18 protein-coding genes and 1 pseudogene are annotated in these 18,808 nt (G+C 58.4%); 12 read left to right on the forward strand and 7 right to left on the reverse strand.

Features of this window, described 5'->3' with window-relative positions:
• Positions 1 to 11 precede the first annotated feature (11 nt).
• From CAF90_RS03925 to CAF90_RS03940, 4 genes are all read left to right on the forward strand, one after another.
• Entirely contained in the window at positions 12 to 1,487 is a 1,476-nt protein-coding gene (locus CAF90_RS03925) for a mannitol dehydrogenase family protein (protein ID WP_085603841.1), read from the forward strand.
• 138 nt (positions 1,488 to 1,625) lie between these two features.
• Positions 1,626 to 3,122, forward strand: coding sequence for a xylulokinase (gene xylB, locus CAF90_RS03930; RefSeq protein WP_085603844.1), 1,497 nt, complete (start codon positions 1,626 to 1,628; stop codon positions 3,120 to 3,122).
• Between the two features lie 13 nt (positions 3,123 to 3,135).
• Positions 3,136 to 4,074: a carbohydrate kinase gene (locus CAF90_RS03935; protein ID WP_085603847.1), complete on the forward strand. Its 939-nt coding sequence runs from the start codon at positions 3,136 to 3,138 to the stop codon at positions 4,072 to 4,074.
• A gap of 44 nt (positions 4,075 to 4,118) precedes the next feature.
• A complete protein-coding gene (locus tag CAF90_RS03940) occupies positions 4,119 to 4,739 on the forward strand; it encodes a hypothetical protein (RefSeq protein ID WP_085603850.1) in 621 nt (206 codons plus the stop codon).
• Positions 4,740 to 4,884: 145 nt separating this feature from the next.
• Here the strand turns inward: CAF90_RS03940 and CAF90_RS03945 are convergent, their stop codons facing one another.
• Positions 4,885 to 6,186, reverse strand: a complete 1,302-nt coding sequence (locus tag CAF90_RS03945; protein WP_085603853.1) for an OprD family porin — start codon at positions 6,184 to 6,186, stop codon at positions 4,885 to 4,887.
• A gap of 362 nt (positions 6,187 to 6,548) precedes the next feature.
• On the opposite strand from CAF90_RS03945, the gene CAF90_RS03950 reads away from it, so the two are divergent.
• Genes CAF90_RS03950 through CAF90_RS03965 form a run of 4 tightly spaced genes read left to right on the forward strand, consistent with a single transcriptional unit; the run spans position 6,549 to position 11,827 of the window.
• The gene (locus CAF90_RS03950) at positions 6,549 to 8,642 is read left to right on the forward strand and encodes a type VI secretion system tip protein VgrG (RefSeq protein WP_085603856.1); all 2,094 of its coding nucleotides are present in this window, start codon (positions 6,549 to 6,551) and stop codon (positions 8,640 to 8,642) included.
• Positions 8,642 to 9,481, forward strand: a complete 840-nt coding sequence (locus tag CAF90_RS03955) for a DUF4123 domain-containing protein (protein WP_085603860.1) — start codon at positions 8,642 to 8,644, stop codon at positions 9,479 to 9,481. The genes CAF90_RS03950 and CAF90_RS03955 overlap by 1 nt, the downstream gene beginning before the upstream one ends.
• Positions 9,482 to 9,536: 55 nt before the next feature.
• On the forward strand, positions 9,537 to 10,016 hold the full coding sequence (locus CAF90_RS03960; RefSeq protein WP_085603863.1) for a DUF3304 domain-containing protein: 480 nt from the start codon (positions 9,537 to 9,539) through the stop codon (positions 10,014 to 10,016).
• On the forward strand, positions 10,013 to 11,827 hold the full coding sequence (locus CAF90_RS03965) for a DUF2235 domain-containing protein (RefSeq protein WP_085603866.1): 1,815 nt from the start codon (positions 10,013 to 10,015) through the stop codon (positions 11,825 to 11,827). The genes CAF90_RS03960 and CAF90_RS03965 overlap by 4 nt, the downstream gene beginning before the upstream one ends.
• A 187-nt stretch (positions 11,828 to 12,014) precedes the next feature.
• Here the strand turns inward: CAF90_RS03965 and CAF90_RS03970 are convergent, their stop codons facing one another.
• Together CAF90_RS03970 and CAF90_RS29515 are read right to left on the reverse strand one after the other, a co-directional pair.
• Positions 12,015 to 12,311 (reverse strand): hypothetical protein, encoded by a 297-nt coding sequence (locus tag CAF90_RS03970; protein WP_085603869.1) that lies wholly within the window; start codon positions 12,309 to 12,311, stop codon positions 12,015 to 12,017.
• A gap of 364 nt (positions 12,312 to 12,675) precedes the next feature.
• A complete protein-coding gene (locus CAF90_RS29515) occupies positions 12,676 to 12,813 on the reverse strand; it encodes a hypothetical protein (protein ID WP_170929350.1) in 138 nt (45 codons plus the stop codon).
• Here CAF90_RS29515 and CAF90_RS03980 point away from each other — a divergent pair.
• Together CAF90_RS03980 and CAF90_RS03985 are read left to right on the forward strand one after the other, a co-directional pair.
• Positions 12,806 to 13,066 carry a DUF2790 domain-containing protein gene (locus CAF90_RS03980; protein ID WP_085603872.1) on the forward strand — a complete coding sequence of 87 codons (261 nt, stop codon included), beginning with the start codon at positions 12,806 to 12,808 and terminating at the stop codon, positions 13,064 to 13,066. The genes CAF90_RS29515 and CAF90_RS03980 overlap by 8 nt on opposite strands.
• A 90-nt stretch (positions 13,067 to 13,156) precedes the next feature.
• Positions 13,157 to 13,555 (forward strand): hypothetical protein, encoded by a 399-nt coding sequence (locus CAF90_RS03985; protein WP_085603875.1) that lies wholly within the window; start codon positions 13,157 to 13,159, stop codon positions 13,553 to 13,555.
• Here CAF90_RS03985 and CAF90_RS03990 read toward each other — a convergent pair.
• Positions 13,552 to 13,818, reverse strand: coding sequence for a DUF1652 domain-containing protein (locus CAF90_RS03990; RefSeq protein WP_007957441.1), 267 nt, complete (start codon positions 13,816 to 13,818; stop codon positions 13,552 to 13,554). The genes CAF90_RS03985 and CAF90_RS03990 overlap by 4 nt on opposite strands.
• Before the next feature lie 371 nt (positions 13,819 to 14,189).
• On the opposite strand from CAF90_RS03990, the gene eco reads away from it, so the two are divergent.
• Positions 14,190 to 14,675, forward strand: coding sequence for a serine protease inhibitor ecotin (eco, locus tag CAF90_RS03995; protein ID WP_085605154.1), 486 nt, complete (start codon positions 14,190 to 14,192; stop codon positions 14,673 to 14,675).
• Between the two features lie 26 nt (positions 14,676 to 14,701).
• Here the strand turns inward: eco and ilvA are convergent.
• Positions 14,702 to 15,691: pseudogene (gene ilvA, locus CAF90_RS04000) on the reverse strand (threonine ammonia-lyase, biosynthetic); the annotation flags it as partial.
• Between the two features lie 252 nt (positions 15,692 to 15,943).
• Here ilvA and CAF90_RS04005 point away from each other — a divergent pair.
• Complete coding sequence (locus CAF90_RS04005; RefSeq protein WP_085603881.1) at positions 15,944 to 16,282, forward strand: DUF2834 domain-containing protein; 339 nt, start codon at positions 15,944 to 15,946, stop codon at positions 16,280 to 16,282.
• Here the strand turns inward: CAF90_RS04005 and CAF90_RS04010 are convergent.
• Positions 16,263 to 17,186 (reverse strand): magnesium transporter CorA family protein, encoded by a 924-nt coding sequence (locus tag CAF90_RS04010; protein ID WP_064381745.1) that lies wholly within the window; start codon positions 17,184 to 17,186, stop codon positions 16,263 to 16,265. The genes CAF90_RS04005 and CAF90_RS04010 overlap by 20 nt on opposite strands.
• A 7-nt stretch (positions 17,187 to 17,193) precedes the next feature.
• Positions 17,194 to 18,768, reverse strand: coding sequence for a RimK family protein (locus CAF90_RS04015; protein WP_085603884.1), 1,575 nt, complete (start codon positions 18,766 to 18,768; stop codon positions 17,194 to 17,196).
• Positions 18,769 to 18,808: the final 40 nt, after the last annotated feature.

Genomic DNA, 18,808 nt, shown 5'->3' on the forward strand with positions numbered 1-18,808 from the left:
AGACTGACCCGATGAAACTGAACAAGCAAAATCTCAACCGCCTCGCCGCCGAAGTGAAACTGCCGGCCTACAGCCTCAGCGACACCCGCCAGGGCATCGCTCACATTGGCGTCGGCGGTTTCCATCGCGCGCATCAGGCGTATTACACCGATGCGCTGATGAACACCGGCGAAGCGTTGGACTGGGCCATCTGCGGCGTCGGCCTTCGCGCCGAGGACCGCCGTGCCCGGGACGACCTCAAGGAGCAGGACTACCTGTTCACCCTGTTTGAACTCGGCGACAGCGACGACACCGAAGTCCGCGTCATCGGCGCGATCCGCGACATGCTGCTGGCCGAGGACAGCGCCCAGGTGCTGATCGACAAACTCGCCGACCCGCAGATCCGCATCGTCTCGCTGACCATCACCGAGGGCGGTTATTGCATCGATGACAGCAACGGCGAGTTCATGGCGCACCTGCCGCAGATTCAGCACGACCTGACGTACCCGCAACAGCCGAAAACCGTGTTCGGTTTCCTCTGTGCCGCACTGGCCCGACGGCGTGCGGCGGGCATTCCGGCGTTTACCGTGATGTCCTGCGATAACCTGCCGCACAACGGCGCTGTCACCCGCAAGGCACTGCTGGCCTTCACCGCGCTGCTGGATCCGGACCTGCGCGAATGGATCGACGCCAACGTCAGTTTCCCCAACGCCATGGTCGACCGCATCACGCCGATGACCAGCACCGCGCATCGCCTGCAACTGGCGGACAAACACGCCGTCGACGACGCCTGGCCGGTGGTCTGCGAACCGTTCGTGCAATGGGTGCTGGAAGACAACTTCGTCAACGGCCGACCGGCCTGGGAAAAGGTCGGCGTGCAGTTCACCGACGATGTTTCGCCCTATGAAGAGATGAAGATCAAACTGCTCAACGGCAGCCATCTGGCGCTGACTTATCTGGGCTTTTTGAAGGGTTACCGCTTCGTTCACGAGACCATGAACGACCCGCTGTTCGTGCGCTACATGCGCGCCTATATGGACCTGGACGTGACTCCGCAACTGGCGCCGGTGCCGGGGATCGACCTGACCGAGTACAAGGACACGCTGGTGGCGCGGTTCTCCAATCAGGCGATTGCCGATCAGCTGGAGCGGGTTTGCTCGGATGGTTCTTCGAAGTTTCCCAAGTTCACTATTCCGACGATCAATCGGTTGATTGCCGATGGGCAGGAGACCAAACGGGCAGCGTTGGTGGTGGCGGCTTGGGCGCTTTACTTGAAGGGTGTGGATGAGAATGGCGACACTTATTCGATTCCGGATCCTCGGGCGGCGTTTTGTCAGGCGTTGGTGGCGGAGGATGCCTTGATCACTGAGCGGTTGTTGGGGGTTGAGGAGATTTTCGGCGTGGCGATACCGCGTTCGCCAGAGTTTGTTGCGGCGTTCGAGTGGTGTCTGAACAGCTTGCGCGAAGACGGCGTGACACGAACTCTGGAAAAAATTCTCGTCGCCTGATCGTTCCCACGTCGAGGCGTCGAACCGTCTGCGTGGGAATGCAGCCCGGGACGCTCCGCGTCCCATTCAACAGCGGACGCAGAGCGTCCATTGAGGCATTCCCACGCGGAGCATGGGAACGATCTTTGTGGAGAGCATATGACAACCCAGCAACTGTTCCTCGGCATCGACTGCGGCACCCAAGGCACCAAAGCCATCATCCTCGACGCCACCAACGGTCAGGTGTTGGGCCAGGGCGCCGCCGCCCACACGATGATCAGCGGCGCCAACGGTCGTCGCGAGCAAGACACCGCGCAATGGCTGGAAGCCTTCGCCCTCGCCACCCGCCGCGCTTTATTGGCGGCAAATGTCGACGGCCAGTCGATCCTCGGCGTCGGCGTTTCCGGCCAGCAACACGGCCTGGTGCTGCTCGACGATCAAGGCCAGGTCCTGCGCCCGGCCAAGCTCTGGTGCGACACCGAAACCACGCCTGAAAACGACCGCCTGCTGACTCACCTGGGCGGTGAACAAGGCTCACTGGAACGCCTCGGCGTGGTCATCGCGCCGGGCTACACCGTCTCCAAACTGTTGTGGACCAAGGAACAGCATCCGGACGTGTTCGCCCGCATCGCACGAATCCTGCTGCCCCACGACTACTTGAACTTCTGGCTCACCGGCCGTGCGTGCAGCGAATACGGTGACGCATCCGGCACCGGCTATTTCAACGTGCGCACCCGTCAATGGGATCTGCAGCTGCTGCGCGACATCGATGCCAGCGGCCGTCTGCAGTCCGGGCTGCCAGAGCTGATCGACGCCCATCAAGCGGTGGGCACGATCCTGCCCGCAATCGCCGAACAACTGGGCCTCAACCCCAACGCTTTGGTGTCCAGCGGTGGCGGCGACAACATGATGGGCGCCATCGGCACCGGCAATATTCAGCCGGGCGCGATCACCATGAGCCTCGGCTCTTCCGGCACGGTGTACGCCTACGCCGAAGCGCCGAAGGTCAGCCCGGATGCGTCGGTCGCGACGTTCTGTTCGTCCAGCGGCGGCTGGCTGCCGTTGATCTGCACCATGAACCTGACCAACGCCACCGGTGCGATCCGCGAACTGTTCGACCTCGATCTCGACGCCTTCAACGCCTTGGTGGCCCATGCCCCGATCGGCGCAGAAGGCGTAAGCATGCTGCCGTTCCTCAACGGCGAACGCGTGCCTCCCCTGCCCCACGCCACCGGCAGCCTGCATGGCCTGACGATCGATAACCTGACGCAAGCCAATCTGTGCCGCGCCGCCGTCGAGGGCACCACCTTCGGCCTGCGTTATGGACTGGATCTGCTACGCCAGAATGGTTTACAAAGCCGCAGCATTTGCCTGATCGGCGGCGGTTCGAAAAGTGCGGTGTGGCGGCAGATCGTCGCCGACATCATGAACACCCCGGTGATCTGCACCGAGCAAAGCGAAGCCGCTGCGCTCGGCGCGGCGATTCAGGCGGCGTGGTGCAAGTCGTGGTCGAACGGCCACGAAGACACCCTGGCCGACCTGTGCCAGCGCTGCGTGAAGCTCGACCTGAACAGTGAAACCCTGCCGGTTGCCGCCAATGTCGCGGCGTTCCAGCAGGCCTATGAACGCTATCGACTGCATGTCGCAACCTTATAAAGAGCAAACAACTATGTACCTGGTGTGTGGCGAAGCGCTGTTCGATTTCTTCAGCGAAGACGATGCCGGCGGACAGGCATCGAAAGTCAATTTCAAGGCGATTGCCGGTGGCTCGCCGTTCAACGTGGCGGTGGGTTTGCGCCGGCTGGGCGTGGATTCGGCGCTGTTTGGCGGGTTGTCCACCGACTACCTCGGCCGGCGCTTGCAGCAAGTGCTGCGGGATGAAGGCGTACGTCCGGACTATCTGGTGGATTTCGCCGCGCCGACCACCCTGGCGATGGTCGCGGTGGGCGCCAATGGCTCGCCGCATTACAGTTTCCGCGGTGACGGCTGCGCAGACCGCCAGTTGAGCCTGGCGCACCTGCCAACGTTGGGCCCTGAAGTGCGCGGTTTGCACTTCGGTTCCTTCTCGCTGGTGGTGCAGCCGATTGCCGATACCTTGCTTGCGCTGGTGCAACGTGAAAGCGGCAAACGCCTGATCAGCCTCGACCCGAACGTGCGCCTCAACCCCGAGCCGAACATCGACCTGTGGCGCGAACGAATCGCTACGCTGGTGCCGTTGGCGGACTTGATCAAGGTCAGCGACGAGGATCTGAGCCTGCTGTTTCCCGAGCAGGATCCGGCGCGCGTCATCGAAGGCTGGCTGCAGCATCGCTGCCAGGTGGTGTTCCTGACCCGTGGCGGTGAAGGCGCGACCGTGTTCAGCCGCGCTCACGGTTCATGGTCGGTGCCGGCAAGCTCCGTGAAGATTGCCGACACCGTCGGCGCCGGCGATACCTTCCAGGCCGCGTTGATCACCTGGCTGACCGAGCATGAGCTGGATTCGGTGGAAGGCGTGCAGCACCTGAGCCGTGAACAGATCGACGGCATGCTCAGGTTTGCCGTACAGGCGGCGGCCCTTACATGCAGTAAAACAGGTCCGGATTTGCCTTATCGCCACCAGTTGACCTGACCGCGTAGACTGGCGCCCTTTTTTGCACGACGGGATGACGGCTTTTGAATTCGGGGCGCACGGTTGGACTGGTGGTATTGGCGGCACTGTTGACCGGTTGCGGAACATCGCCACCGCGTTCGCCGGAAAACCTCTGCGAGATTTTCCGCGAAAAAAGTGATTGGTACGACGCGGCGCAAGTCACGCAAAAGCGCTGGGGCGTACCGATCCAGGTGCCGTTTGCGATCATGTATCAGGAGTCAGGCTACCGCTACGACGCCAAGACGCCGCGCAAATACCTGCTATGGGTGATTCCGTGGGGTCGCGTCACGACGGCCTCGGGTTATGCGCAGGCCAAGGATGAAGTCTGGTCCGACTACCAGAAAAGCACCGGTCGATATGGCGCCGATCGCGAAGACTTCGACGACGCCATCGACTTCGTCGGCTGGTACATGGACAAGACCACCTCGATCAACGGCGTGTACAAGTACGACGCCTACAACCAGTACCTCAACTACCACGAAGGCTGGGGCGGCTTTCGCCAGAAGACCTACGCCAGCAAGGCTTGGCTGCCGCCGGTGGCGCGCAAGGTGCAGAACCGCTCGGACATGTACGGTCAGCAATACGCAGCGTGCAAGGATGATCTGAATCGCGGGTTCTGGAGCCGGTTCTGGCATTGGCTCTGATCCTCGGCGCCCTTAAGGACGCATTCGCGAGCAAGCTCGCTCCCACAGGGATTTAGAGTGACCACAGTTTAGTGAGCACCCGGGGAAACCTGTGGGAGCGGGCTTGCCCGCGAAGGCGTCAGCTCAGACACCGCCAACCTATGGGTTACAACACCGAAAAGTTGTAACTCACAATCAACCGGGTCTCATCCACATCCCGGGCAAACTTCTCGTAGTTCGTCCGATAGGTCGCATTACGCAACCGCAGGCTGACATCCTTGAACGTCCCGGTCTGGATTACGTACTTCAGCTCGCTGTCGCGTTCCCACTCTTTGCCTTCCTGATCGCTGCCCGGGACCTTGATGTGATCGCCGTTCACATAACGGGTCAGGAAACTCAGGCCATTGATGCCGATCGCCTTGAAGTCATAGTCATAACGCAGCTGCCAGGAACGTTCCTGCGCGGCGGCGAAGTCGTTGACCTGCACGTAGTTCACTAGATACGGGTTGCTGCCATCCAGATACGGCATCGAGTTGTCACCGTTCATACGCTGCCAGCCAGCGCTGAAGGTGTGACCGCGGATGCCGTAGGACAGCATGCCGCTCAACGCCCGGTTATCGATGGAGCCGGCTTTTTCATCACCGCTGTCGGCGCTTTTCAGCAAACGCAGATCGGCTTTCAACACACCGTCACCCAGCGGCTGGTTGGCCAACAGACCCACGAAATTCTGGCGATAGATGTCTTCCAGCTCGGCGTAGTGGTACTGCGCGGTCAGGCGATCGTTGATCTTGTAGTCGAAGCCGTACATGTCGAAATGATCGGCGGTGGTGTTGCAGGCGTAGCGCTTGTTCTTGCAGTGCACGCGGATATCTTGCGAATCGGTCGAATCCCGCGCGGTGTACTTGTCCAGACGCGCGGCCATGAAGGTCAGATCCTTCACCTCTTTGGAGGTCAGCATCGCACCGTTGAACATGGTCGGCAGCAGACGGCCGTCGTTGTACTTGAGCAGCGGCAGATCCGGCAGCAGCGCGCCGTATTTCAGCACCGTATCCGAGACTTTTACCTTTGCGGTCAGCCCCATCTTCGCGTACTGACCTTTCGAACCGCGCGGGTTCTCGCCGCTGGACGGCAACAGGCCGCTGTTGCTGCGATCCGGGCTGGAATCGAGCTGGAAACCCGCCATGCCCAGTGCATCGATCCCGAAACCGACGGTGCCTTCGGTGTAGCCCGATTGCAGATTGAGAATAAAGCCCTGCGCCGACTCTTCGCGCTTGGACGCGCCCTGATCACTGGAGGTGTGCCCGTCACGGAAATCGCGGTTGAAGTACACCGTGCGCGATTCGATCTTCGCCGTGGTGTCTTCGAAAAAACCGCTGGCCTGGACCTGCGCGGTAAAACCGGCGCACAGCACAAAGGCTCCGAAGCCAAGCGACTGGCGCGGGGTGATGAGGGGAAATGGGGGACGCATTGAAAACTCCAACAGAACAACGATTGCGCAGAGGCGCAAACAACCAGAAATAGCTCCCGTCCCGGATCGATAAAGAACCGGGAGGCAGTGAACACGCAGGGGTGAAGGGCAATGATGGCAGATGGCTTTGACGTGCCACAGACGACTTTAGTCTGAAACTGACTGGTTGTTCCCGGATGCCGGATGCGGCCTTCGCGGCAGATCGGGCCATCCGCAAGTGCCTGTTTTACTGGGCCCAACCGTGGGCCTAAGGGTTTTCCCTATGGGTTCGGACCACTGCCTCTACGGCATTTGCGCCTTGAACGAGGCCGTTTAATCCTGCACCATCCGCCCACGCTAATCCAAAGGACGGAAATCAAGGCATGCTGGACGCCAACGCTACCCACATTACCCTCACGCTCGAAGGCGCTTCCGCCGACCTGCAAGTCCTCAGTTTCACCGGTCGCGAAGCCCTCAACGAACCGTTCCGTTTCGACATCGAACTGGTCAGCGCCCGTCCCGACCTCAAACTTGAAGAACTCCTGCACAAGCCTGGCTGCCTGACGTTCGGCGCCACTGGCGAGGGCAAGATTCATGGTCTGGTGTATCGCATCGAGCAAGGCGATTCCGGCAAGACCCTGACCCGTTACAGCCTCAGCCTGGTGCCGCAACTGGCCTACCTGCGGCACAACCATGACCAGCAGATTTTCCAGCAACTGACGGTGCCGAAGATCATCGCCCAGGTTCTGGAAGATCGCGGGATCCTGGCCAACGCCTACAGCTTCCAGCTCGGCGCCGAATACCCGGAACGCGACTACTGCGTGCAGTACGACGAATCCGACCTGCATTTCATCCAGCGCCTGTGCGAAGAGGAAGGCATTCACTTCCACTTCCAGCACAGCAGCAGCGGCCACAAACTGGTGTTCGGCGACGACCAGACCGTGTTCCGCAAACTGAAACCGGTCAACTACCAGCAAGACTCCGGCATGACCGCCGACAAACCGGTGATCAAGCGCTTCAACCTGCGTCTGGAAACCCGTACCAGCAGCGTCAGCCGCCGCGACTACGATTTCGAGAAACCAAAGATCCTGCCTGAAAGCGCGGTCAAATCCGCGTTCATGCCGGATCTGGAGGACTACGACTACCCCGGCCGCTTCACCACGCGCGAGCGCGGCAAGTTCCTCTCGACGCGAGCGCTGGAACGCCATCGCAGCGACTACAAACTCGCCGAAGGCAAAGGTGACGAACCGACCCTGACCAGCGGCCACTTCATGACCCTGGCCGAACACCCGCGCGCCGAATGGAACGATTTGTGGCTGCTGCTGGAAGTCTTCCACGAAGGCAAACAGCCGCAAGTGCTGGGCGAAAACGTCACCAGCGACGTCACCGACAACAAGAGCGATTTCCACCAGGGCTACCGCAACTCGTTCGTGGCCACCCCGTGGGACGCCCACTACCGCCCTGCCCTCGATCACCCGAAACCGAAAGTCCTCGGCAGCCAGACCGCCATCGTCACCGGCCCCGCTGGCGAAGAGATTCACTGCGACCAGTACGGCCGCGTGAAAGTGCAATTCCACTGGGACCGCGACGGCCAGGCCGACGACAAGACCACCTGCTGGCTACGCGTCGCCAGCGGCTGGGCCGGCGCAGCCTACGGCGGCATCGCCATCCCACGGATCGGCATGGAAGTGCTGGTGACCTTCCTCGAAGGCGACCCCGACCAGCCATTGGTGACCGGCTGCCTGTACCACAAGGAAAACGTCGTCCCCTACGACTTGCCGGCGAACAAGACCCGCAGCACCTTCAAGACCCTGAGCTCACCGGGCGGCAAGGGCTACAACGAATTCCGCATCGAAGACAAGAAAGGCGCAGAACAGATCTACATCCACGCCCAGCGCGACTGGGACGAGAACATTGAACACGATCAGAAGATTCGGGTTGGCAATGAACGGCATGACACCGTTGAAGCCAATGTTTTAAGTGAATTCAAGGTCGAGGAACACCGCATCACCCACCTGGATCGCAAGAGCGAAATGCGCGCCAACGATCACCTGACTGTCGGCGTGACTCAGCATGTGAAGGTCGGCACCGGGCAGTTCGTGGAAGCGGGCACGGAGATTCACTACCACGCTGGTGAAAAAGTCGTGATCGAAGGCGGGATGGAACTGACGGCGAAGGCTGGCGGCAGTTTCGTCAAGGTCGATGCTGGCGGCGTGACCATCAGCGGTGCCGAGGTGAAGGCCAATACCGGCGGTGCGCCGGGGGTGGGTTCAGGCATTCAGATCCTCGTGCCTTTCATTCCTGGCCTGGCAGCCCTCGACAAGGCCGGACGCTTGATGCAAACCCGGCTGAATCAAAAGATCGAGGCTGAATCGCTGGCCGTAGTGCCGAAGCTGAAGGCGCCGAAAGGCATCTGCGTTGAGTGCCTGAAGAAAGCCATGCGGGAAAAACTGGCCCTGCAATCGGGAGCCAATTGATGACGAAGGACGACGCAGCGAAAGCCTGGGCAGAGGCGCATAAAAATGCACAGTCGCGATTCGCAATCGTTGAAGCGGGCCTGCTCTCCGAGCCGGCTCGACAGCAATTCCTCAAATCCGATCCGTCGCGCCGCCCCTTGATGCTTCAACCTGAGTTCGCCGAATTGCGCAACTACGGCCCATGGCTCGTGGACGTCAGCGACATGGAATTCGAGGCCTTTCTCGCCCACGAATACTTCACCGGCTGCACCGCCATGGCCAGCTGGATCCGCACCGACTGCCCTGCCGACAAACTCGCTGCGCACCTGAGCGATGCCTTGCTGGCAAAAAATGAAGCCGGCGAAGTCCTGATGATCCGCAGCTACGCCCCTGAAGTACTGACGATGCTCCACGCCCGCGACGATCTGTCCTGGTATGCCTGGCTTTTCGGCCCGTTGCAGGAGTGGTGGGTGCCAGCGGCGGATGATGAGTGGCAATGCTTCAAAGGGCTTAACCTGGAAAAGCCGGGCAAGTACCAGCCGATTCTCCTGGACGCAAAGTTATGGAAGGACATGGAGGTCGATCCCCTGCCCTACAACCTGACCACCGAACTGGAAAAAGACGCGCCAGAGGTATTCACCAGTAACTGCCATGGCGACCGGTTGAACCAGGTCAAGCAGGCGCTGGACGCAGGTCGCGCAGAAGGCTTGTCGGACCCGGAAGACGTCAGCCTGTTTGCCAGCCTGCAATTGATGGATCCCGAGTTCCCGGCGAATTGGCCAATGTGGAACAAAGCCAAAGAGCGGGCTGTTGGGGAGAAGTTGCCGCTTGGGGTTGTGATGAGGGAGTTGTCTGAATGAGTCAACAATTTTCCGTAGAAAGCCGATTGGTGAAAAAGAGCCTTGGAAATTTTCAATGTCGTTAAGCCTGAATAATTTGAATCAACGCAGATGGAAGAACCGAGCCTTATCTATCGGCATCCTTATTATTGCTGTCCCTTTTTTAGCATTTTTCATTTATAGCCAAAACCGAATGCCCGGCGCGGCGTTGACGTCTCATAACTATATGGACAGACCTGTCGGTAGCTACTGGGTAAATGATAACTGGGGTGGAAACGGAGGCGTCACCTGCTGCTGGGACATATCCGGAGAAAATGCCAAATTAGTTTGGATCCTGAGCATGTCAAAAGCTCAAGAGGACCAGGGCATGAAAATAGAGAGACATGAGGCTCTGTTGCCCCTGCCAAAACGTAAAGCCGGAGACGATACACTGCACGTCTATTTTCTCCCCGAAAACAAGATTGAGCTTTTGTGGTCTGCCACGACCCTGGATACGAGGTACGCTCCGGAAAACTCAGCAAACCCTCCATCTGACGGACAAGGAAGTCATCCATGAGCACACCAAAAAACTTGTCTGATGCACAAGCTATCAGCGCGCGTTCAAACACGGACACGGCGGGTAAGAAGAGTTCGGTATTGCCCTGTGAAGGAACTCTTCACGTAGGATTTTTTTTTGACGGCGTCAGTCGAAATCTCGAGAAGGACTTGAGAGAGGACCGAGTTACGAATATTGGACGGCTTTTTCTTGCCTATCCTCATGAAAAGACGGCTGCGCCCTCCGACCCGGCCAACCAGTATCATAAATTCTACATATCCGGGCTCGCTACATCTTTCGACGCTACTTTAGGAACAAACGCAACTACCAGTTCCGCCGACCTCAATGGCGCAGTGAGTAAAGTCAAGGATGATGTCTCCAAGCTGCCTAAGGATAACGCTACAGAAGCGGCCGTCGATGTTGGCAAGGACCTTTTGACGGGAAAAAACTGGTGGGAAAACCTCACGAACAATATAAGACCGAAGAATATTATTTCCACGATTGCCACAGCAGCAGCAAAAGCGTCAGTCGAAGGTGTCTCGCCGGTCCGTGACGACGAAGTTGTTTTTAGCTTACTCAAAACTGGTGTGGATACTCGATTAGAAGCCGCAACAAATCGATTCGAAAAACTCGTTGAAGATGTGAAAAAGGCAAATCCGATTTCGATCAAGAAAATATCTGTGTCGATATTCGGATTCGATTATGGCGCAACACTGGCGCGAGCCTTTGCTCATAAGATATTCGAAGCGTGCGACCCTGGTACTACTACCTACAAAGGCGCAAAACTTGAAGTTATCTTCGCGGGTTTGTTCGATGCGGTCGATAGAAGCATGGAAGCATCTGTCGTTCTTGATTTTTTGCTGCCAATCTCCAATAAAGTCGATGACGGAGAGTGTCTGCCGGGCCCTGTAAAATCAGCCCTTCATCTAGTTGCTGCTCATGAATGCAGGGATAACAGGCGTGCTCGACTGATTGGCACTGGATCACTCACCCCGCGCTGGGAAGAGCGCTTGGTTCCAGGAACAAGTTTTGATGTAGGGGGAGGACTAAAAAAAGACAGTACCCCTCACAGTCGCGAACTACACATGGCAGCTCTGCACGATATGTACCGCGCAGCCTACAGTGCCGGAGTTCCCTTCCCTTCGATGGCAAAGCTCCAGGAAAAAGATAGATACGTGTCCAGTTTCTTCGAGTTACACGACCACATTAATGGCACAAGCGCCATTGAGGCGAGTAATCGATACATTTCCAAGGCTGGCAATAAAAAAGTTTCTGCCGATGCCTTTCTCGCCCATCGCCGTCTTTATATTCAAAGACTTCGCGGGCTGTGGGAGTTGTACAGTGAGCAACACCGTGCTTATTCCGAGGAAGAAGAGCGTTTGGAGCGACCGGTTTTTGGTGAAAATGGATCTTTCAAGCGCATGTTAGGAATGGGTAGCGAAACCGAAGCTCAAGCCAAAAAGCGTGATACGTCTCTAAAACAGACACGTGAGAGCAAAGAAAGTCTTCGCGCTGAGCTTGGTTGGCTTGAGGAAGTTGATAGAGAAGCCAAACGTCTGCGCATCGGACTTGCTTCGAAATCAGAAAAGGCATTATTGGATGAATGGTTTGCCCCGCAACCAAAGGGCCTCAGCTTCGACATCGAAGATCTTCTGGAGCTCTATCTGAGTGATAGATTCATGATAAACAATATGACGCAATCCCCGAGCACAATAAAATATTTCCTTGTTCGAGAGTTCGATATTCCTGATTTGACAAAGACTAAAGGAATGTCGCCAGACTACATGGAGCAAACGATGCGTAAGCCATCGACGCAATCGTCAGGCGCTTAGAGTCGAAGTAAGGATAGTCTAAGGTTAGGCTCAAATTGCCCCCTGACAGACTAGTTTGGATATCTTTGATTTCATAAATGATCCAGTCCCGGATGAAGAGCCTCGCCTTTAGCTCATCGAAAGCCTCCAACAGCATCACGGGCAGATAATGCTTCTGCCCGTGAATACCAGGCCGCTTTTCAAACCATCAAACCGGCGCCTGCCAGTTCAACATTCTCTGCTGCGCAACCTGCAGCAAATCACTGCCATCCTGCGTCAGCAGATACAGCGCATGGGTGATGTGGGGAATGTCCTGGACATCGGCGTGTTTGAAGCACAGGCAGTGCAAGGTTTCGAGCAGGTCGCTGGCGGCGCGGATGCGTTGCACAGCGGCTTCGAAGAGGTCTTTCGGGTTGGCTTGGGTGTCGATGACCAGCGGTGCGCTGTCGGTGACGCCGCTGTTGAGCGGGAGGTAGCGGGCGGAGCTTAATTTCAGGATTGGCATTGGAATTACTCAAGGCAGCTTGAAAGTAACCGCCAGCACCGTGACCAAACGATGGGGAGGCGGACTGTGAACAGGCTTGGTCAACCGAGAACCACCTGACTCGGCTCGCCCGAAGGCGACCCTGCACACAGCCGCCACAGCAATGCACTCCACGGACACGAATGTTCGTCGGGGCGAATAATGGCACACATGCACAGGTGATTACGTTAGGTGACCAAACCTAAGACGCTGATTTTGCAGCGACGCCAAACCATAACCGCCCCACTCCAGCCCTCGAAAGCAGACAAGGCATCCACCCTTGTAGGAATCCGCCGAGACTCCCCCACGAATCGATCCCCGCCCAGACAGCCGGCGTTCAGCCCGGTTAACCATCGCTTAACGCCGCGGTCAAAAACTCTACTGAACCGCACGCCCTCAGCCCCTGGCTGACGCCCAGTGCGGCAGGTTTGGCTTGCAACATGCCGAACTCCATTTCCGTCGCACCGGAGTCCATCATGAACATTCGTCCGTTCCTGCTCACCACCGTCCTCGCCTGCACTGCATTTGCGGGGCTGGCCCAGGCCAATGACACCTCCAAGGCTGTTCCCTATGAATACGGCATGCCGCTGCATGTCGCCAAAGTGGTTTCCCTGACCGAGCCGCAGACGCAGGAGTGCAAGGTCATCACCGCCGACATGAAGTACCTCGACAACACCGGGAAACCGGAGGAAATCAGTTACCGGAAATTATCTGACGCGTGCAGCTTCCAGAACTGACAGAAAGCTCTGATTTGCCCCTTTGCGGTAGGCGAGCACGGGTCTCGAAGAGTATGCTCGGGGCCCTCCTCACTGCCGCAAGGATTCGCCATGCAGTTGTCGTTCCGCACACTCTCGACCCTCACCTTCTCCCTGTGTTTCCTGCTTTCCTTGGCGTGGGGTCTGGCACCACAGATGTTGCTGGCGATCTGGAGCATTGAGTATTCGGAAGCAGCCGGATTCGTCGCACGGCGCAGCGCAGTGCTGTTTGCAGCGTTAGGAGTGATGTTTTATCTGGTGCGCAACGCGCCGGTGTCGATCGCGCGCAATGCGCTGAGCAACGGCTTTATCGTCGGCTGTTTTGGCCTGGCGGTGCTGGGGTTTGCTGAATGGCTCAACGGCCACGCCGGCCCCGGGATTCTGCTTGCGGTGCTGGTCGAGCTCGCGCTGGGCCTTGGCTTCTTGCAGGCCCGGCGCGTGACGGTCGAACTGGGTGAAACAGTCGGTTAGACGACTCGGGATCGCGGCACTGAATGAGTTGCCGAATGTTGCGCAAGATCCGAGCGCAACCCGGCGATCAGGCCGTTGATTTCGCGACAGCTGTTCAAGTGACTGGCATCGATGCCACTCACCAGCAGCTCAACCTGATCGGTCTGGTGATCGCCATACACCTTGACGGTCATCGACAGATCCGGGGACAGCGTGCACTGGCAGCGTTTTGGTAGAAAGCTGCTTTCTATGATGTTGCGGAGTTCCAAGGCAGACAGAAACATGGCGAAACCTCTCCTTACTGTGAGACTGCCAATCAAGTATTCACGTTGACCGTTGCCACGGCTTCCCACGGGTGTATCCCCGCTGAATCCCTGGGTGTGACAAGCGGCTGTACTGCGAAATGCCCATTGGAGTGTAGGCGCCCAGACTCGGTGCGCCGCACCAAATCAACGCATAAAACGTGCCTTTCATCGGGTCGCTTTCACCTCCTTGCAAATCAATGACTTGTGGAAAAGGGACGCCACTGGCCAGTTGCAAAATGCAAGATTCGATCGTGCAGGCACTGCAATTTGCATGCGGCTGGCAGTTTGCATTCATCGCCTGTGACAGTGAGAATGCCCGTCAACCAACGTACACCCGCCAGGAGGCTTCAATGGGAAATTTCACTGTTTACGCGACCGCCGGCCTGATGCTCGCCAGCCTGTCCACCCTCGCCCACGCCGCCAAACTTGAAGACACCGCGCCCTATCCGAAGGCCGAAGCGGGCTTCACGCGTCAGGTCATCCACCTGCCGCAACAAGCCCAGGAAGAAAACTTCAAAGTAGAAATCCTCGCTGGCAAGACCCTCGAAGTCGACTGCAACCGCCAGCGTCTGGGCGGCACCCTCGAAGAGAAAAACCTCGAAGGCTGGGGCTATCCGTTCTACCGACTGGAAAAAGTCAGCGGCCCGATGAGCACGCTGATGGCCTGCCCACCCGACACCCCGAAAAAACGCGCGTTCGTACCGGTGATCGGTGACGGTTTCACCGTGCGCTACAACAGCAAGCTGCCGATCGTGATCTACGCACCGCAGGACGTCGAAGTGCGCTTCCGCATCTGGTCGGCTGCGGACAAGGTTGGCGTGGCCATTCCCGAATAATCTCAAGCCACAACGCCGCACGCCGCCGCTCGCTCGGCGACATGGCGCAGGCTGTCGAAGTTGATATTGGCGCCGGAATCGATGGCGATAAACGTCTGATTCCGTGCGCCGGTTTGCGCGACGTACTGTTTGATGCCTGCGACCGCCAATGCACCGGAAGGCTCGGTGATCGAGCGGGTATCGTCGTAGATATTCTTGATCGCCGCGCAGAGCTCATCGTTGCTGACGGTGATGACCTCATCCACGCAGAAGCGACAAACCGCGAACCCGTAGGCGCCGATCTGCGCCACCGCCACGCCATCGGCGAAAGTGCCCACATTGGGCAGCACCACTCGCTCATCTGCTTGCATGGCAGCCTTCAGGCAGGCCGAGTGCTCGGACTCGACACCGATGATCCGTACTTCAGGTCGCAGGTATTTCACATACGCCGCGATGCCGGCGATCAACCCGCCGCCGCCCACCGGGACGAAGATCGCATCCAGTGCGCCCTGGTGCTCGCGCAGGATTTCCATCGCGACCGTGCCTTGGCCAGCGATCACATCGGGATCGTCGAAAGGCGAAACGAACGTTCGCCCAGTCTGCTCAGCCAGTTGCAGCGCGTGAGCCAGGGCAAAGGGGAAGCTTTCGCCATGCAATAGCGCCTCGGCCCCACGACTGCTGACGCCCCGCACTTTCAACTCCGGGGTGGTTGCCGGCATGACAATGGTCGCGGCAATACCCAGTTCCCGCGCCGCCAGCGCTACGCCTTGCGCATGATTGCCCGCCGACGCCGTGATCACCCCGCGCGCCTTTTGCTCGTTGCTCAATTGCACCAGTTTGTTGTAGGCACCACGGATTTTGAAGGAGAACGTCGGTTGCAGGTCTTCGCGCTTAAGCAGGATCCGGTTGCCCAGCGCTTCGGACAGCGCCGGCGCCGGTTGCAGCGGCGTGCGCACCGCCAGTTCATACACCGGCGCGGCGAGGATCTTTTTCACGTACTGCTCAAGCAGGGCTTGCTGGGCGGGGTTGTAGCGCATGGTCGTCTCCTGACGTTTTGATTCAGAACCCCGGAGACAGAAAGTAAAAAACCGCCTCTAGGGCGGGTTGGGTGCTGCAGTCGTGAGCTAGCCCGCCAAATGAGGAATGGCGGTAATAATGCTTGGCTGGCAGCGCAGTACGGTGGAAGTCATGGGCTCGAAATTAGCCCGGGCGCTGCTGGCAAGTCAATGGCGAATTTTGTGGCGGGTCTGTAGGCTGGCCTTTCGCTCATCTGCCCAAGGAAGGAATACCTGATGTCCATCGCCCTGCCCCTCACCGCGTTGATCGCTTTCAGCGGCTATACCGTTTCCGTGATGCTGCAAGCCGAGCAATCGCTGATCGACTTCGGCATCAGCCTGATGTCGCGGCCCGACACCGCGCAAGTGGTGATCGACCTCTATCTGCTGGCAACACTGGCCGGCGTCTGGATGTACAAGGACGCGCGCAAGCGTGGGCAGTCGGGCTGGTCCGTGGTGCCGTATCTGTTGCTGACGGCGGTGTTTGTTTCAGTCGGGCCGCTTTTGTACCTGGTGATTCGGGGCCTGCAGGATCGCAAACGCCCGGCCCCGGTCATTTCGCCAGACGCCTGAGCCCGAACAGCATCCCCCCCGCCCCCAACAGCATCGCCGCCAGGAACAACGGGTACGACACCCACCACGGCGTGCCGGCGGTCATCATGCTGAATTCCGACATGCCGCCGATGCTCGCAATCAGGTTGAGCGGCAGGAACACCACGTTGATAAGCGTCAGTTTGCGCAGCAGGTTGTTCATGCTGTTGTTCATCAGGTTGCCCCGGGCGTCGATCAGCCCGGAGAACACCGTCGAATAGATTTCCGCCTGTTTGTAGCACTGGTTGTTTTCGATGATCAGGTCGTCGATCAGGCCGATCGCTTCGCTGCCGAAATGCTGCTTTTCCGCGTGATTGCGCAGCCGCGTCAGCACCGCGCCGTTGCTGTGCAGGGCGTTGATGTAATAGATCAGGCTTTCGCTGAGGTTGAACATCTGCACCAGATGCTGGTTTTGCATCGAGGCGTTGAATTTCTGCTGCAACTCCCGGGCGACCAGTTTGATCACCTTCAGATGCCCGAGGTAGTGATGGATGTTGTTGAACAACAGGTCCAGCAACACATCCAGCGGCGTGTTCAATGGCTGACGTGTACCGACACCATGCAGCGGCGTGTCGTCGGTGGCGATCACCAGCAACTGGCCCGGTGAGAACAGCAAACCACAGGACGACACCTCGAACGCCAGGCTGCCGCCGCCGGAATAGTTCTCCGGGCGTTTCCAGATCAGAAACAAGTGATCTGGGTGAAACTCGATCCGCGACACCTCGTCCGGATCCAGCGCCGAGGCCAGCGCGTGCTCGTCGAGTTTGAAGTGACTGTGCAGCAAGTCGCGCTCGGCGGCGTCGGGGTCGCTGAACAGCATCACCTCGGCGTCCAGCCGCTCGACCCGCTGCAAGGCGCCGTGATTGAGTGCAAAGCTGTTGATCATCGGCCGGTCACCAGGCCTGGCCACGGCGCTTGAGTTCGAGACGCCGCACGAATTCTTCCAGCACCAGCGAATACAGATCGTCCTGCAAATAAGCGTCTTCGATGCCGGCGTCGAGGTTCGGGTTGTCGTTGACCTCGATTACCACGACTTTGTCGCCGGCCTGCTTGAGATCCACACCGTACAAGCCGTCGCCGATCAGGTTGGCGGTCTTCACCGCCAGTTCCACCACCGCACGCGGCGCTTCGTGGACCGCCAGCGTGCGGCATTCGCCGTTGACGTCCTGGCCCTTGGCCTTGTGGTTGTAGATCTGCCAATGGCCCTTGGACATGAAGTACTGGCAGGCAAAGATCGGTTTGCGGTTGAGCACGCCGATGCGCCAGTCGTACTCGGTGTAGAAGAATTCCTGGGCCAGCAACAGTACAGAATGTTCGAACAGCTCGGCGGTGGCTTCCAGCAAAGCCTCTTGGCTCTCGACCTTGATCACGCCACGTGAGAAACAACCGTCGGGGATCTTCAGCACCAGCGGAAAACCGAGGCGCTCGCCGACCCGCTCGAAGTCTTCGGGTCGCTCCTTGTAAAGAATTTCCGTGGCCGGCATGCCCAGTTGATGGCTGTTGAGCAGGTCGGTGAGGTAGACCTTGTTGGTGCAACGCAGGATTGACGTCGGGTCGTCCATCACCACCAGCCCTTCACTTTCGGCTTTCTTGGCGAAGCGGTAAGTGTGGTTGTCGACGCTGGTGGTCTCGCGGATCAGCAGGCCGTCGTACTCGGCCAGCCTTGCGTAGTCCTTGCGTTCGATCAGCTCGACATCGATGCCCATGCCCTTGCCGACCCGCACAAAGTTTTCCAGAGCGCGGGCATTGGACGGCGGCAACGCCTCCTGCGGATCATGCAGGATCGCCAGGTCATAACGCGCCACTTGCGGCGAACGCGGAACACGCCAGATCTTGCGACTGAAGCCGTCCAGCGCATTGGCGAACTGATCTTCCTGATCGTCGCGCAACTTGTGCAAGGCGCCGGACTTTATACCTTCGATGTGCCAGCCGTTAGTTCTACGGAATTCAACTAACAGAATCGGACACGGGAACACTTCAAACAATTGCCGGGCCAGATCCTGCAATGGCTCAATATGGGTTCTGCCGAAATAAAGTGTCAGCGTAAAACCTTCGGTATCGCTGTAGAGATGATGGCTGAGGGCTTTTTCCAGGGTTTTATCCAGGTCATCCAGCGCCAGACCGTAAAGGGATTTCCGGGTCAGTTCGCTGATGGTGCGCACCGAAGGAATCACCTTGTGCCCCCGGGCTTCAGCCAGCAGCGAGCAGTAGTAGCCGTGCCCCAGGTACTTGTAGCTACGGCACAGATTGATCACCTGCACCCGTTTTCCCGGCTCGCTGTCGGGTGGTTGTTCGAGGTATTCCTGGGCCGTCAGGATGTCTTCGCTGGGAAAGTACGAGGCCCAGTCTTCCTTGCGTTCGACGATGATCAACACTTGACTGGAAGTTCTGATCTGCGGTTTTAAATAAGTTGCCGGTGGCAAACTTTGACTGGATACTTCGCGCCAATGACCCTGTACCGCTGACATAGAAATTGATCCGTTGGAGAACAAGACCTTTTCTATTAAG

Source organism: Pseudomonas sp. B37(2017) (genome assembly GCF_002112885.1).
GTDB classification, from domain to species: domain Bacteria; phylum Pseudomonadota; class Gammaproteobacteria; order Pseudomonadales; family Pseudomonadaceae; genus Aquipseudomonas; species Aquipseudomonas paraglycinae.

What these genes read in the sequence shown, in the direction of transcription:
- CAF90_RS03925 (WP_085603841.1), top strand. Translation starts at nt 12, where the DNA reads ATGAAACTGAACAAGCAAAATCTCAACCGCCTCGCCGCCGAAGTGAAA.
- xylB (WP_085603844.1), top strand. Translation starts at nt 1,626, where the DNA reads ATGACAACCCAGCAACTGTTCCTCGGCATCGACTGCGGCACCCAAGGC.
- CAF90_RS03935 (WP_085603847.1), top strand. Translation starts at nt 3,136, where the DNA reads ATGTACCTGGTGTGTGGCGAAGCGCTGTTCGATTTCTTCAGCGAAGAC.
- CAF90_RS03945 (WP_085603853.1), bottom strand. Translation starts at nt 6,186, where the DNA reads ATGCGTCCCCCATTTCCCCTCATCACCCCGCGCCAGTCGCTTGGCTTC.
- CAF90_RS03950 (WP_085603856.1), top strand. Translation starts at nt 6,549, where the DNA reads ATGCTGGACGCCAACGCTACCCACATTACCCTCACGCTCGAAGGCGCT.
- CAF90_RS03955 (WP_085603860.1), top strand. Translation starts at nt 8,642, where the DNA reads ATGACGAAGGACGACGCAGCGAAAGCCTGGGCAGAGGCGCATAAAAAT.
- CAF90_RS03960 (WP_085603863.1), top strand. Translation starts at nt 9,537, where the DNA reads ATGTCGTTAAGCCTGAATAATTTGAATCAACGCAGATGGAAGAACCGA.
- CAF90_RS03965 (WP_085603866.1), top strand. Translation starts at nt 10,013, where the DNA reads ATGAGCACACCAAAAAACTTGTCTGATGCACAAGCTATCAGCGCGCGT.
- CAF90_RS03970 (WP_085603869.1), bottom strand. Translation starts at nt 12,311, where the DNA reads ATGCCAATCCTGAAATTAAGCTCCGCCCGCTACCTCCCGCTCAACAGC.
- CAF90_RS03980 (WP_085603872.1), top strand. Translation starts at nt 12,806, where the DNA reads ATGAACATTCGTCCGTTCCTGCTCACCACCGTCCTCGCCTGCACTGCA.
- CAF90_RS29515 (WP_170929350.1), bottom strand. Translation starts at nt 12,813, where the DNA reads ATGTTCATGATGGACTCCGGTGCGACGGAAATGGAGTTCGGCATGTTG.
- CAF90_RS03985 (WP_085603875.1), top strand. Translation starts at nt 13,157, where the DNA reads ATGCAGTTGTCGTTCCGCACACTCTCGACCCTCACCTTCTCCCTGTGT.
- CAF90_RS03990 (WP_007957441.1), bottom strand. Translation starts at nt 13,818, where the DNA reads ATGTTTCTGTCTGCCTTGGAACTCCGCAACATCATAGAAAGCAGCTTT.
- eco (WP_085605154.1), top strand. Translation starts at nt 14,190, where the DNA reads ATGGGAAATTTCACTGTTTACGCGACCGCCGGCCTGATGCTCGCCAGC.
- CAF90_RS04010 (WP_064381745.1), bottom strand. Translation starts at nt 17,186, where the DNA reads ATGATCAACAGCTTTGCACTCAATCACGGCGCCTTGCAGCGGGTCGAG.
- CAF90_RS04015 (WP_085603884.1), bottom strand. Translation starts at nt 18,768, where the DNA reads ATGTCAGCGGTACAGGGTCATTGGCGCGAAGTATCCAGTCAAAGTTTG.